The following is a 13,366-nucleotide window of genomic DNA, read 5'->3' as shown; positions in this document are numbered from 1 at the left end:
ATGGACCGCCGTCAGCGTCACAATTCACCATTTGCTGGGTCAGCTCGTCATCCCGAGGTCGGCCGGAGCGTTCACATTGGACAACGCGCGCTGCTCGGACATCACCACGCGTTGCACGTCGGCGACGTCGGCCAGTGCCCGCATGCTGCGCTGACCGGCGGACACCAGTTCGTCGGCCCGCACCGCCAGGTCGGTCCGGTAGACACCGGCCAGATAGTGGTCGCGGCCGTCCCACGGCAGCACCACGTCGACGCCCAGTCGCACGGACGGGCCGACGAGCTCGTCGATCAGGTCGACGGTGAGGTACGGCATGTCGACGGCGCAGACGAATGCCCGTTCCACGCCGGCGTCGGCGGCGGCGCGCAGCCCCCTGGCCGTGGCCAGAAGTGGGCCGACGCCACGGACGTCGTCGCGCAGCACCTCGGCGTCGAGCGGAGGCAAGGGTTGACCTGGCGCGGCGACGACGAATATCGGCGCACATCTGGCGGCCAACGTCGACACCGTCCGTTCGACGAACGTGCGGCCGTCGAGCTCGAGCGTCGCCTTGTCGCGACCCATTCGCCTCGAGGCACCGCCCGCCAGGACGATGCCCGCGAGCGGAGTCTGACCGGTGCTGCTGCTACTCGACGTTCCAGGTGTCCTTGCCACGAAGCAAGGATTGCAGAGCCGAGGTGTCGTGGGGCTTGGATTCCATCGCAGAGGCCACCTGATTGCGTGCCATCTCGTCGTACGTCGGCCGACTCACCTGACGGAAGATGCCCATCACGGTGTGTTCGAGGTTCTGCTCGGACAGCCGCGACAGCGCGAAGGCGTACGCCGGATCGTCGATCGTGGCGTCGTGCACCACGATCTCGTCGGCCGACACGTCGGCGGTCTTGGCGACCTCCAGTCCGAAGCCGGACTTCACGACGCAGTACGCGCCGTCGGTGCCAAAGGTGATGGGTTCCCCGTGCTTCACGTTGACCAGCCGGTCCTCGGAGCCCTCCTTGCGGAGCGCGTCGAAGGAGCCGTCGTTGAAGATCGGGCAGTCCTGCATGATCTCGACGAGTGCCGCACCGCGGTGGCTGGCGGCCGCCCGCAGCACCTCGGTCAGGCCCTTCTTGTCGGAGTCCAACGCACGACCGACGAAGGTCGCCTCCGCGCCGAGAGCCAACGACACCGGGTTGAAGGGGTGGTCGATCGAGCCCATGGGTGAGGTCTTGGTGACCTTGCCGACCTCGGAGGTCGGCGAGTACTGGCCCTTGGTCAGACCGTAGATCCGGTTGTTGAACAGCAGGATGGTGATGTTCACGTTGCGGCGCAGCGCGTGGATCAGGTGGTTGCCGCCGATGGACAGCGCGTCGCCGTCACCGGTGACGACCCACACCGACAGGTCGTCGCGGGCCAGTGCCAGACCGGTGGCGAAGGTCGGCGCGCGGCCGTGGATGGAGTGCAGGCCGTAGGTCTCGAGGTAGTACGGGAAGCGGCTGGAGCAGCCGATGCCGCTGACGAACACCATGTTCTCGCGCTTGAGACCCAGCTCGGGCAGGAAGCTGCGGATGGTGTTGAGGATGACGTAGTCACCGCATCCGGGGCACCAGCGCACCTCCTGGTCGCTGGCGAAGTCCTTGGCCTTCTGCGGCTCGTCGGTCGTCGGCACACCGCTGACCTTGGTGAGGGCGGTCAGTCCCAGATCCGAACCAATCAACTGGGTCGATGCGCGATCCGCTTCGCTTCTCGCTGTGGTCATGCTTGCGCTCCTTGGGCCGTCGCCGGAATCTCGATGGTGGCCGCAGCCAACCGGGCGAACTTGGCCTTGTCGGTTTCCTTGTCCCGCAACGTTCCGTCGAGGGCCGATTCGATGATGCCCTCCACTTCCTCGGCGAGGAAGGCCATGCCCTCCACCTTCGTCACCGACTGCACGTCGACGAGGTACTTGCCGCGCAGCAGCAGCGCCAGCTGACCGAGGTTCATCTCGGGCAGCACCACGTTCGGGTAACTGCGAAGGACGTCGCCGAGATTGCCGGGCAGCGGGTTGAGGTACCGCACGTGGGCGTGGGCCACCTTGACGCCCGCGCGCCGGGCCCGACGGCAGGCTTCGCCGATGGGTCCGTAGGAACTGCCCCAACCGACGATCAGCAGCTCAGCCTCGCCGCTCGGGTCGTCCACGACGACGTCCGGCACGGTGATGCCGTCGATCTTGGCTTGGCGCAGACGCACCATCAGGTCGTGGTTCTTGGGCTCGTAGGAGATGTTGCCCGATCCGTTGGCCGACTCGAGCCCGCCGATGCGGTGCTCCAGCCCCGGCGTGCCGGGGACGGCGAACTGCCGGGCCAACGTCTCGGGATCCCGGGCGTAGGGCTGGAACGGCTCACCCTCCTTGGCGAAGGTGTGGTCGATCGCCTCGAAGGTGCTGACGTCGGGGATGCGCCACGGCTCGGAGCCGTTGGCGATCGCGCCGTCGGACAGCAGGATCACCGGGGTGCGGTAGGTCAGCGCGATCCGGGCCGCCTCCACGGCGATCTCGAAGCAGTCCGAGGGCGACTGGGGTGCGAGCACCGCGACCGGGGACTCGCCGTTGCGGCCGTAGAGCGCCTGCATCAGGTCGGCCTGCTCGGTCTTGGTCGGCAACCCGGTGGACGGACCGCCGCGCTGCACGTCGACGACGAGCAGCGGCAGTTCCGCCATCACGCCGAGTCCGATGGCCTCCGCCTTTAGGGCGACGCCAGGGCCCGAGGTGCTGGTGACGCCCAGGGCGCCACCGTAGGACGCCCCGAGGGCCGCACCGATGCCCGCGATCTCGTCCTCGGCCTGGAAGGTGAGGACGTTGAAGTTCTTGTGCTTGGACAGCTCGTGCAGGATGTCCGACGCCGGCGTGATCGGGTAGCTGCCCAGCATCACCTGCGTGTTGGCCAGCTGGCCGGCGACGACGATGCCGTAGGCCAGGGCGGTGTTGCCGGACACCTGACGGTATTCGCCGGACTTCAGCTTCGCGGGCGAGACCTCGTAGGTGGTGCCGAAGGCCTCGGTGGTCTCGCCGTAGTTCCAGCCCGCCTTCAAGGCGAGCACGTTGGCTTCGGCGATCTCGGGCTTGCGGGCGAACTTCTCCCGAATGAACCGCTCGCTGTGTTCGAGCTCGCGGCTGTACATCCACGACAGCAGCCCGAGCGCGAACATGTTCTTGGCCCGGGAGCCGTCCTTCTTGGTCGCGCCGATCTGTTCCACGGCGCCCAGCGTCAGCGTGGTCATGGGGACGGCCTGCACGACGTAGTCCGAGAGTTCGTCGGTTTCCAGCGGATTGGCCTCGTAGCCCACCTTCGCGAGGTTGCGCTTGGTGAACTCGTCGGAGTTGGCGATGACCAGACCGCCGCGCGGAAGGTCGCCGACGTTGGCCTTCAGCGCCGCCGGGTTCATCGCGACGAGAACGTCGGGGCGGTCACCGGCGGTGAGGATGTCGAAGTCGGCGATCTGAATCTGGAACGACGAGACACCGGGCAGCGTGCCCTGTGGTGCCCTGATCTCGGCGGGGTAATTCGGCTGTGTCGCAAGGTCGTTGCCGAACAACGCGGCTTCGGTGGTGAACCTGTCACCCGTCAACTGCATGCCGTCGCCGGAGTCACCGGCGAAGCGGATGACGACCTTCTCGAGCTTCTGCCGGGAGGATGAACTCGTACCGGCTTCGCTGCCGCTCACAGTCACGACCCCCGCCTTTCACACTTCACGAAGAGGAGGCATTGCCGCGTCGCTGGGGTGTGCGCTTTCGCGCCCGCGCCGCCGGGTGGACGTCAGCCTCTTCTTATCTGTCACTGGCAGTACCGATTATTGCACTGCTCTTAGGCTGGCCTTTACCGGCCAGCCACGCGCGCCGTCCGACCAGCGGCGGGAAACATCCTGTTCACGAGCGTGAAGGCGAACGGCCAGCGACGATTTTGTGGTTTTCGTCACGTTCGCCGCGGCGCGAATCCTAAGAAACGAAGCTACCCGCCGGTAGAAACTTGACGGGTGTCGAGTTCGACCGTCCGGACCTGCGCCTACACCCGGTCGGGTGACGGCACGGGCAGCCGCTTCTCGAGCTCGCGGGCAACCAGTTCGCTCGCCCGCTCGGCCGCGGCCACCGGACCCGCACCCGCCGCCCGGTTGGCGACGTAGCACGCCGTGAACATGTCACCGGCTCCCGTGGCTTGCACTCCGGTGACCCGCCAGGCCGCGGGCACGCGGACGACGTCACCCTCGGTGTAGATGTCGCACCCCTCCGAGCCCAGCGTCACCAGGATCTCGGGCACGCCCAGCCGGTCGGCCGTCGACGCGTCGAATTCGCCGTCGGCGACGATGACCGCCTCGTCCTCGGCCAACTTCAGCACGCTGATGTCGCGCAGCAGGCCGTGCGGGTAGTCGCGGTCCACCGCGAGCGGGCCCACCCGGTCGGCGCGCACCAGACCCTGACCGTCGTAGGCCACGCGGTGGCCGCGCTCGGCCAGCAGCGCCAGCGTGGACTCGGGGAAGTCCGCGCGAAGCAGCGGCGCCAGGTGCACCCACGTCGTCTCCGGGTTCGCGGTCTCGATCTCCTCGGTTCCCCAGACGGGGCCCAGGGCGGTGACGGACATCGCGCGGTGGTCGACGTCGACGTAGTCCAGCCGAAACCCGGCGGTCCGATCGGAGTCGATGATCCGGACGAGCGACCCGAAGCGATCCAGTACCCCGGTGAACAATTGATGGTCCTCGGGGGCGCCCATCGCCACGATCTGGCCGACGCCGCCCGCGTACTCCAGCGCCACGCCCGCAAACGAGGCACACCCGCCGGGACTGGGCGGGGCGCCGTCGATCTGGTCGACTGCGAGGTTGCCGAGGACGGTGACGCCGTCGACGAGCTGTGGCCGCACCGTTCGAATCTCCTGCTTTCCGTCGGCGCACCGGAGTCGCCGTGAGGCGAAATGGTATCTGGCCCCGCCGGGAATCGACGACTCGTTGGTCAAGCGGGCAGGTTGTAGGGGGTGATCACCTGGATCGGCGCCGGCCGGGCCGCCTCCGGGGGCAGGGCTCCGTGCCGCTGCAAGATCTGCCGCATCGCCACCCGGGCGTCGGCGCGTAGATCGTTGTGCAACACCACCGAGATCCTGCCGTCGCGCAGCAGTCGCCGGTTGTCGACGTCGAGGTCGTGGGCGATGAAGACCTTGTATTCGCGTCCCAACTTCTCGAACGCGGCGACCGTCGCGGTGTTGCCGCCGCCAGGTGAGTAGACGGCCTCCAGCCCGGGGTGGCGCTGCAGGGCGTCGAGGACCAGGCGCTCGGTGGTGGCGTCGATGCCGTCGCTGTCGCTGACCTCGACGACCTCGCGACCGGACCCGCGCAGCGCGGACCGAAACCCGACCTCGCGTTCACCCTCGCCGCGAAAGACCGTGCCGCTCAACGTGATCAGCACCCCCGACGGCGCGGCGCCGAGCCACTGGTCCATCAGGTAGGCCGCCGTGACCCCCGCCCCGTGGTTGTCGATGCCGACGTAGGCGCAGCGTGCGCTGTTGGGCACGTCGGTCGAATAGGTGACGACGGGCACGCCGGTGCCGACCAGCCGGTCGACGGCCTCGGTGACCTTGGGGGCGTCCTGCGCCTTGAGCACGACGCCGTGGCTCCCGCGGATCTTGCCGAGCACCTCGGCCATCTGCGCCGTCGACCCCGATTCCCAGAGGTGAAACCGGGCCCGCACCATGGCCGGCGCGAAGGCGGGCAGTTCGGCCTCGATCGCGGCGCGGAAGGCGTCGGAGAACCGCTGCGGGGTCTGCATCACCACGTCGACCAGGAAGCGGCGGCCGTTGAGGCGCAGCTGGGCGCGCTGCTTGTCGAGGTCGGCGATGGCCTGGGCGACCTCGGCACGCGTGTTCTCGCGCACCCCGGGCCGGTCGTTGAGGACGCGGTCGACCGTTGCCTCGCTCAGCCCGGCCTGCTGGGCGATCTCGCGGACCTTGTAGCGGTGCGGCACGTTCCCTCCCCTCCCGCCCTCCGTGATTTGAGCTGAGGTGTTTTTGACGGTTTCTTGGTGTTGATTGCGGCGCTCGTCACAACAAGACTAGCGGCCATGGCCTCATCACTCACCACCGCGCACCGAGCGTGGATCGAGTCGGCGGATTGCGATCTCGACGACTTCCGCGCCCTCGTCGCCACCCCCACCGACGCCGCCGACTACCCGCTGGCGAGCGACGTCCGTCTGGGCGCCCTCGTCTACTCCGCCGAGACGATGGCAACCGCGGACCGACACGAACTCCAGACCGAACTGATCCGGGCGCTTGCCGACGGTCCCGGCGTCGTGGTGTTCGAGGGCGTGTTCGACCACTCGACGGTCGACCGGGCCAGCGAGGCGTTCACCGCCCTCATCGCCGACCAGCGCGCGGCAGGTGGCGCCGCGGGCGACCACTTCGGCAAGGCCGGCGTCAACGACCGGGTCTGGAACGCCGCACAAAAGCTCGCCCTGCACTCCCCCGGGGTGTTCGCCGACTACTACGCCAACGACGCTCTCGCCATCGTGTGCGAGGCGTGGCTGGGACCCCGCTACCAGGTCACCTCGCAGGTCAACGTCGTCAATCCCGGTGGTGCCCCGCAGGTTCCGCACCGCGACTACCACCTCGGCTTCGTCGACGAGGACCAGCTGGCCGCCTACCCCGCGCACATGCACCGCATGTCGCCTGCGCTGACCCTGCAGGGTGCCGTCGCCCACTGCGACATGCCGCTCGAGTCCGGCCCGACCATGCTGCTGCCGCACTCGCAGAAATTCCTCGGTGGATACATCGCGTTCTACCGGCAGGAGTTCGTCGACTTCTTCGCCACCGTTCAGGTGCAGGTGCCGCTGCGCAAGGGTGACGCGGTGTTCTTCAACCCCGCCCTGATGCACGGCGCCGGCGCGAACACCTCGACCGACATCCGCCGGATGGCCAACCTCCTGCAGATCTCCTCGCCGTTCGGCAGGGCGATGGAGTCGATGGACCGCGCCGCAATGGTGCGCGCCGTCTACCCGGCACTGCTGGCCATGAAGGCGGCAGGACGCACCGATCGCGAGCTCCGCAACGCGGTCAACGCGACCGCCGAGGGCTATGCCTTCCCGACCAACCTCGACCGCGATCAGCCGATCGGCAGCCTGGCACCGCCAAGCCAGGTCGACACCGTTTTGTCGGCTCTCGCCGACGACCTCACCCCCGCAGCCCTCGACGACGTCATCGCACAACACATCACAAGGAGAATTTCATGACCACCCTCGGCGTAATCGGACTCGGCCGCATCGGCGCGTTCCACACCGAAACCCTCAGCAATCTCGACGGTCTCGACGGTCTCGTCATCACCGACGAGCGCACGGACGTCGCCGAGGCCGTGGCCGCCAAGCACGGCGCGAAGTTCGTCGCGACGGTCGACGAGTTGCTGTCCTCCGGCGTCGACGGCGTCGTCGTCGCGGCCGCCACGCCCGCCCATGCCGAGCTGACCTTGGCTGCCGTCGAGCGTGGCATCCCGACGTTCTGCGAGAAGCCCATCGCGTCGACGGCCGTCGAGAGCGCCCGCGTCGCGGAGGCAATCCTCGCGTCCGGCGTGCCGGTGCAGGTCGGCTACCAACGCCGGTACGACGCGGCGTTTGCCGCGGCCAAGCGCGCCGTCGACGACGGCTCGCTCGGGAAGCTGCACACCGTGCGTAGCACCACGATGGACCCCGCTCCCCCGCCGCTGGACTACATCAAGGGCTCGGGCGGCATCTTCCGCGACTGCGCCGTGCACGACTTCGACGTCATCAACTGGATCACCGGACAGCGCGCGGTCGAGGTGTACGCCACCGGGACCGTGCAGGGTGATCCCCTGTTCGCCGAGTACGGCGACGTCGACACCGCCGCGGTCATCGTGAAGTTCGACGGCGGTGCCCTGGGCGTGGTGTCCAACGCGCGCTACAACGCCCGCGGTTACGACTGCCGCCTGGAAGTCCACGGCTTCGACGACAGCGTCGCCGCCGGCTGGGATCAAGGTGTGCCGCTGCGGAATACCGACCCCGACAACGACTTTCCCACCGGACCGTCGCACGGGTTCTTCATGGACCGGTTCACCGAGGCGTTCCGCACCGAGCTGGCCGCGTTCGTCGAGGTGACCAAGGGTGGTCCGGTCCTCGGCGCGACGGTCGCCGACGCGGTCGAGGTCGCGTGGCTGGCCGAGGCAGCCACCGAGTCGCTGCGCCGGGGTACCCCGGTCACGATCGCCGAGGTGCGCAACTCGTGAGTGCTCTCAAGATCGCCGGAGCCCCGATTTCCTGGGGTGTGTGCGAGGTGCCGGGCTGGGGCTTCCAGTTGGAGCCCGATCGGGTGCTGACCGAAATGCGCGGCGCCGGGCTGACGGCCACCGAGCTGGGACCGGAGGGCTTCCTTCCGACGGACACCGAGAAGCTGAAAGACGTTCTGCACGGCCATGATCTGGCGTGTGTCGGCGGCTTCGTGCCGGTCGTACTGTTCAAGGAGGACCACGACCCCGCCGACGACCTCGCCGGCCCGCTCGAGTCCCTGGTCGCCGCCGGCGCCGGCGTCGTGGTGCTTGCCGCAGCCACCGGCGCCGACGGCTACGACTCGCGGCCCGTCCTCGACGACGCCCAGTGGGCGAGGCTGGTTGCCAACCTGGACCGGTTGGCCGGCATAGTGGCCGAGAGGGGCTTGCTTGCGGTGCTGCATCCCCACGTCGGCACCATCGTCGAGACGCGCGCCGACGTCGACCGGGTGCTGCAGGGTTCGTCGATCAAGCTGTGCCTGGACACCGGACACCTGCTGATCGGCGGCACCGATCCGCTGGAGCTGGCCAAGGCCGTGCCGGGCCGTATCGCGCACACCCACCTCAAGGACGTCGACGCCGCGCTGGCGGCCAAGGTGCAGTCCGGTGAGCTGACCTACACCGAGGCCGTCAAGGCGGGTATGTACACCCCGCTCGGCACCGGTGACGTCGATGTGGCCGGAATCGTCTCGGTGTTGCGGGACAACGGATTCGACGGCTGGTTCGTGCTGGAGCAGGACACGATCCTCGACGGCGAACCCGCCGGGGAGGGTCCGGTTCGCGACGTGCTGGCGAGCGTGGCGTACCTGCGGGAGGTCACGTCGTGAGAATCGGCATCCTCGGCGCGTCCCGGATCGCCGAGGCGGCGATCGTCGGTCCCGCGGCCGAGCTCGGCCACCGTCTGGTGGCCGTGGCGGCGCGGGACCGTTCGCGAGCGGAGGTGTTCGCCGAGAAGTACGACGTCGAGCGGGTGCTCGACGACTACCAGACCGTGATCGACGACCCAGAGGTCGACGTCGTCTACAACCCCCTGGCGAACTCCCTGCACGCGCCGTGGAACCTCGCGGCGATCGCGGCAGGCAAGCCGGTGCTGAGCGAAAAGCCCTTCGCCCGTGACGAAGTCGAGGCGCGTGAGGTGGCCGAGGCCGCCGACGCGGCGGGTGTGACGGTGTTGGAGGGTTTCCACTACTTCTTCCACCCGGTCACCCGGCGCGCGTTCGAGCTCGCCGGTGACGGCACCATTGGCGCCGTCACCCACGTCGAGGTCAGGATGGCGATGCAGGCACCCGCCGACGACGACCCACGCTGGTCGCGAGACCTCGCCGGCGGGGCCCTCATGGACCTGGGTTGCTACGGGCTGCACGTCATGCGCTCACTCGGCCGTCTCGCCATGCCCGGCGTCGAGGGCAAGCCGTCGATCGTCCGGGCGCACGCCGAGCAGCGGACGCCCGGAGTGGACGCGTGGTGTGACGTCGAACTCGGCTTCCCCGGCGGCGCCACCGGACTGACCGCGAATTCGATGGTGGCCGAACACCGTTCGTTCACGATCCGCATAGCGGGAACGGCGGGCGACCTGCTGGTGCACGACTTCATCAGCCCGAGCACCGACGACCGGCTGACCATCACCACCGAGTCGGGCGCGAGGGTCGAGCACCTCGGCACCACGGCGTCCTACACGTATCAGCTCGAGGCGTTCGCCGCCCACGTCGAGCACGGCGCCGAGCTGCCCTTCGGCACGGCCGATGCGGTGGCCAACATGGCGTTGGTCGACGCGGCGTACCGGGCGGCGTCCGTTGTCCGGTAGCGCGGTGGTTCGTCAGTCGCGCCTTGAGGTCCGCGGTCGTGTTGCGGCGCGCTCGTGCCAGCGCAGGCGTAACAGCAACACCCGTCGGTGGGCGCGGAAGGACAGGCTCAACGGGTCGCGCCAGGCCGCGGTGCGGGCCCCTCGATCGTGGTCGACGTCCATGCGTCGATTGTGCCGTCCCGGTGGAAATGGCGCGTGGTGGCGCGCGTCACCGGAGGGCGTCGCGCCGATGAACGATCTGCCAACTCGGCCGAGCACTAGGGTGGCTTCGTGAGCGACTTCGAACTGGCCGTCAGCGCCGAGATGGTGTTCACCGAGCTCCCGATCGTCGAACGCGTGCGTCGGATCCACGAGCTCGGGTTTGCCGCCGAGATCTGGAGTTGGCACGACAAGGACCTGGACGCGCTCGCCGCGACCGGCGCCACCTTCACGTCGATGACGGGATATCTCCACGGCGATCTGATCGACCCGCAGACCGCCGACGAGGTGGTCCGGACGGCCGAGTTGAGCGTCAAGGCCGCCGAAACCCTTGGTGTGACGCGGCTGAACCTGCACACCGCCGAGCTCGTCGACGGGTTGCCGGCCCGGCCTCGCCTGCGGGCGACCGGAGCGATGTGGGCCACCGCCGTGCGCACGCTCGAACGACTGGGCGAGTTGGGCGCGGCGGCGGGTGTGACGTTCGTGGTGGAGAACCTCAACACCATCGTCGACCATCCCGGAGTGCCGCTGGCACGCGCCAAGGACGTGCTCGCACTGATCGAAGGCGTGGCCCACCCCAACGTGAAGATGATGCTCGACCTCTACCACGCCCAGATCGGCGAGGGGAACCTGATCGAGCTGGTTCGCCGCTGCGGTCCCGCCATCGGCGAGGTGCAGGTGGCCGACGTGCCAGGCAGACAGCAGCCGGGCACCGGCGAAATCTACTATCCGGCGGTCGCAAAGGCGTTGCACGAGATGGGATATCGCGGCACGGTCGGGCTGGAGGGCTACGCCTCCGGCGACGACGTGGACGCCCTCGAGGCGTTCCGCGCCGCGTTCACCGTCTAGGCGAACCGGTCGGCGAGGCGCTGCAGCGTCGCGGTGATGCCGTCGGCATTCTTCTTGTCGTAGCCGAACGCGGTGATCATCAACGGCACCTTGGCGGTGCTGTAGTCGAACGTCTCGGTGACCTCGGTGACGGTGTCGCCACCCTGCGTCGACTCGGCCAGCTCCCATCGCCACTTGTGCCCGAGGGGATGCTGCCACTCGACGACCGTGCCGTCCCGAGCCTCGGTGACGGTCGAGACGATCTTGTAGGGCACGCCGTACTGCTTCATGCCGACGGTGAACTTGTCGCCCAGGGCGAGGCGATGCGGGCCCTTGACGTCGACGTCGCGGACCGTGCCCGAGCCGTCCAGCTCGGGGTGGCGATGCGGATCGCCGACGATGGCGAAGATCTCCGCCGCGGGCGCCTTGACGAGAACGCGGCGCGCCACTCGTCGTGCACCGGCGTCGACCGTGGTTACCACTGAAACCGTCATGTTCTGCCACATACCCCGCTGGTGGGGGTGCGACACGCGTCTCGCACGTAACCTCAAGGGCGTGACCGACGCCGCCGACGGAGTGCCAGTGAGCCTGCGGGAACGGAAGCGGCTGCGCACCCGCGTCCAGTTGGTGGGAGCGGCCGTCGAGTTGAGCCGGCGGCACGGGTTCGCGAACGCGACCGTCGAGCAGATCGCCGCCGCGGTCGACGTCTCGCCGCGAACCTTCTCCCGCTACTTCCCCACCAAGGAAGCCGCGATTCTCTCGGTCATCCAAGACATGGCCGAGACCGCACGGGTGCACCTGCAGAAGGTGGACGACGCCGTCGGGCCGCTCGACGCCCTCGTGGAGGCGCATCTTCAGATGCTCGACGACGTCCACGGCGGCCGACATGCCGTGACGCCCACCCTCTTGGCCGGCGCGCTGCTCGTGATCGGCGAGTCGGCCACCCTTCGCCCGTTGGCGATCGGCACCACGCACCAGGGCCTGCTCGAGTCGATCGCGCACCGGATGGGCGTCGATCCCGACGCTCGCGGACCCTGGCTGGTCATGCGGGTCTGGTTGTCAGCCCTGGCATGCGCGTCCCGCGAGGTCGGGGTCGAGGTCGCCCTGGGGCGGTGTGACCCCACCCTGACTGCGAAGGCGATGCGTCAGCGGGTCGTCGACGTTCGCGCCGAGCTCACCGACCTGGTGCCGCCCGCAGCGAGTGACGCCTAGAGCACGGGCACTCGTTGCCAGGTTCGACGGGCACAATAGGTAGTGGAGCTAGATACCGACGGCGGAGGGAACGGGCAATGGCCAGGAGCGATGACGACACGTGGGACATCAACGAGAGCGTCGGTGTCACCGCCCTCGGCGTTGCCGGAGGTCGGGCGGCCGAGACGAGGAGCCCCAACGCCCTCATCGACGATCCGTTCGCGAGCCTGTTCCTGGACGCGGCCGGTGACGGCGTCTGGAAGATCTACCTCAGCGACGAGCCCCCGGCCGAGCTGGCCGAGGTCGACCCCGACTTCGGGAAGCGCACCGAGGCAATGAAGAGCTACATCGGCTCGCGCACCAAGTACTTCGACGAGTTCTTCCTGGACGCGGCCGCCGCGGGTATCGCTCAGTCCGTCATCCTGGCTGCGGGGCTCGACGCGCGGGCATGGCGACTGGCATGGCCGCAGGGCAGTGTGGTCTACGAGATCGACCAGCCAAAGGTGCTCGCCTTCAAGCTCGAGACGCTGAAGTCCCACGGCGCCGAACCCGTCGCCAGGCTCGTCGACGTCGGCATCGACCTTCGCCACGATTGGCCGAAGGCGTTGGTGGAGGCGGGTTTCGACCCCTCCGCCCCGACGTCGTGGTCGGCGGAGGGGCTGCTGCCATATCTGCCGCCGGAGGCACAGGACCTGTTGTTCGACCGCATTCAGTCCCTGAGCGCACCGGGTAGCCGGATAGCGGTCGAGGCCTTCACGGGGGACTTCTTCAGCGACGAGAGCGTCGCCCAGCGCAAGGAACAGATGGAGAAGTATCGGGAGGTCGCGCAGAAGCTGGGCAGCGACGCCGGGACCGACATCGGCGAGCTGCTCTACGACGGACAGCGGACCGAAGTCACCGATTGGCTTGGCGCACATGGCTGGACGGTCACGGCCATCAGCGCCGAGGACCTGCTGGCCGGTTACGGCCGGGCACTCCCGAGCGACGTCGACGCGCCCGTGCCGAACAGCGTGTTCGTCGAGGGCCGGCTCTGACCCCTCCGCACGACGACCCCGCCGGCCAGTGCGGCCGACGGGGTCCGTGGAGTCG

At 68.6% G+C, this 13,366-nt stretch carries 13 protein-coding genes; 7 read left to right on the top strand and 6 right to left on the bottom strand.

The window, feature by feature from the left end:
* Nucleotides 1-39: 39 nt before the first annotated feature.
* The 5 genes from mobA to H7J06_RS00485 form a co-directional block, all read right to left on the bottom strand.
* A complete protein-coding gene (mobA, locus tag H7J06_RS00505) occupies nt 40-648 on the bottom strand; it encodes a molybdenum cofactor guanylyltransferase (RefSeq protein WP_264036000.1) in 609 nt (202 codons plus the stop codon).
* Nucleotides 620-1,729 (bottom strand): 2-oxoacid:ferredoxin oxidoreductase subunit beta, encoded by a 1,110-nt coding sequence (locus H7J06_RS00500; RefSeq protein ID WP_264035998.1) that lies wholly within the window; start codon nt 1,727-1,729, stop codon nt 620-622. Before H7J06_RS00500 ends, mobA begins: the two co-directional genes overlap by 29 nt.
* Nucleotides 1,726-3,672: a 2-oxoacid:acceptor oxidoreductase subunit alpha gene (locus tag H7J06_RS00495; RefSeq protein WP_308205658.1), complete on the bottom strand. Its 1,947-nt coding sequence runs from the start codon at nt 3,670-3,672 to the stop codon at nt 1,726-1,728. The genes H7J06_RS00500 and H7J06_RS00495 overlap by 4 nt, the downstream gene beginning before the upstream one ends.
* A gap of 338 nt (nt 3,673-4,010) precedes the next feature.
* Entirely contained in the window at nt 4,011-4,859 is an 849-nt protein-coding gene (locus H7J06_RS00490) for a PfkB family carbohydrate kinase (protein WP_264035994.1), read from the bottom strand.
* Nucleotides 4,860-4,948: 89 nt separating this feature from the next.
* Entirely contained in the window at nt 4,949-5,953 is a 1,005-nt protein-coding gene (locus H7J06_RS00485; protein WP_264035992.1) for a LacI family DNA-binding transcriptional regulator, read from the bottom strand.
* A gap of 96 nt (nt 5,954-6,049) precedes the next feature.
* On the opposite strand from H7J06_RS00485, the gene H7J06_RS00480 reads away from it, so the two are divergent.
* From H7J06_RS00480 to H7J06_RS00460, 5 genes are all read left to right on the top strand, one after another.
* Complete coding sequence (locus H7J06_RS00480; protein WP_264035990.1) at nt 6,050-7,213, top strand: phytanoyl-CoA dioxygenase family protein; 1,164 nt, start codon at nt 6,050-6,052, stop codon at nt 7,211-7,213.
* On the top strand, nt 7,210-8,217 hold the full coding sequence (locus H7J06_RS00475) for a Gfo/Idh/MocA family protein (RefSeq protein WP_264035988.1): 1,008 nt from the start codon (nt 7,210-7,212) through the stop codon (nt 8,215-8,217). The genes H7J06_RS00480 and H7J06_RS00475 overlap by 4 nt, the downstream gene beginning before the upstream one ends.
* Nucleotides 8,214-9,083 carry a sugar phosphate isomerase/epimerase family protein gene (locus tag H7J06_RS00470; RefSeq protein ID WP_264035986.1) on the top strand — a complete coding sequence of 290 codons (870 nt, stop codon included), beginning with the start codon at nt 8,214-8,216 and terminating at the stop codon, nt 9,081-9,083. Before H7J06_RS00475 ends, H7J06_RS00470 begins: the two co-directional genes overlap by 4 nt.
* Nucleotides 9,080-10,060 carry a Gfo/Idh/MocA family protein gene (locus tag H7J06_RS00465; RefSeq protein WP_264035984.1) on the top strand — a complete coding sequence of 327 codons (981 nt, stop codon included), beginning with the start codon at nt 9,080-9,082 and terminating at the stop codon, nt 10,058-10,060. The genes H7J06_RS00470 and H7J06_RS00465 overlap by 4 nt, the downstream gene beginning before the upstream one ends.
* Nucleotides 10,061-10,330: 270 nt before the next feature.
* On the top strand, nt 10,331-11,107 hold the full coding sequence (locus H7J06_RS00460) for a TIM barrel protein (protein ID WP_264035981.1): 777 nt from the start codon (nt 10,331-10,333) through the stop codon (nt 11,105-11,107).
* Here the strand turns inward: H7J06_RS00460 and H7J06_RS00455 are convergent.
* Nucleotides 11,104-11,580, bottom strand: a complete 477-nt coding sequence (locus H7J06_RS00455) for an SRPBCC family protein (RefSeq protein ID WP_264035980.1) — start codon at nt 11,578-11,580, stop codon at nt 11,104-11,106. The genes H7J06_RS00460 and H7J06_RS00455 overlap by 4 nt on opposite strands.
* Before the next feature lie 61 nt (nt 11,581-11,641).
* Here H7J06_RS00455 and H7J06_RS00450 point away from each other — a divergent pair, with 61 nt between their 5' ends.
* Together H7J06_RS00450 and H7J06_RS00445 are read left to right on the top strand one after the other, a co-directional pair.
* Complete coding sequence (locus tag H7J06_RS00450; protein ID WP_264035979.1) at nt 11,642-12,298, top strand: TetR family transcriptional regulator; 657 nt, start codon at nt 11,642-11,644, stop codon at nt 12,296-12,298.
* Nucleotides 12,299-12,375: 77 nt separating this feature from the next.
* Entirely contained in the window at nt 12,376-13,311 is a 936-nt protein-coding gene (locus tag H7J06_RS00445) for a class I SAM-dependent methyltransferase (protein WP_264035978.1), read from the top strand.
* Nucleotides 13,312-13,366 lie beyond the last annotated feature (55 nt).

The sequence above is a fragment of the Mycolicibacterium hodleri genome (assembly GCF_025822245.1).
GTDB classification, from domain to species: Bacteria; Actinomycetota; Actinomycetes; order Mycobacteriales; family Mycobacteriaceae; genus Mycobacterium; species Mycobacterium hodleri.
Note: the sequence above shows the minus strand (reverse complement) of the source record. Positions and strands in the feature narration are given on the sequence as shown.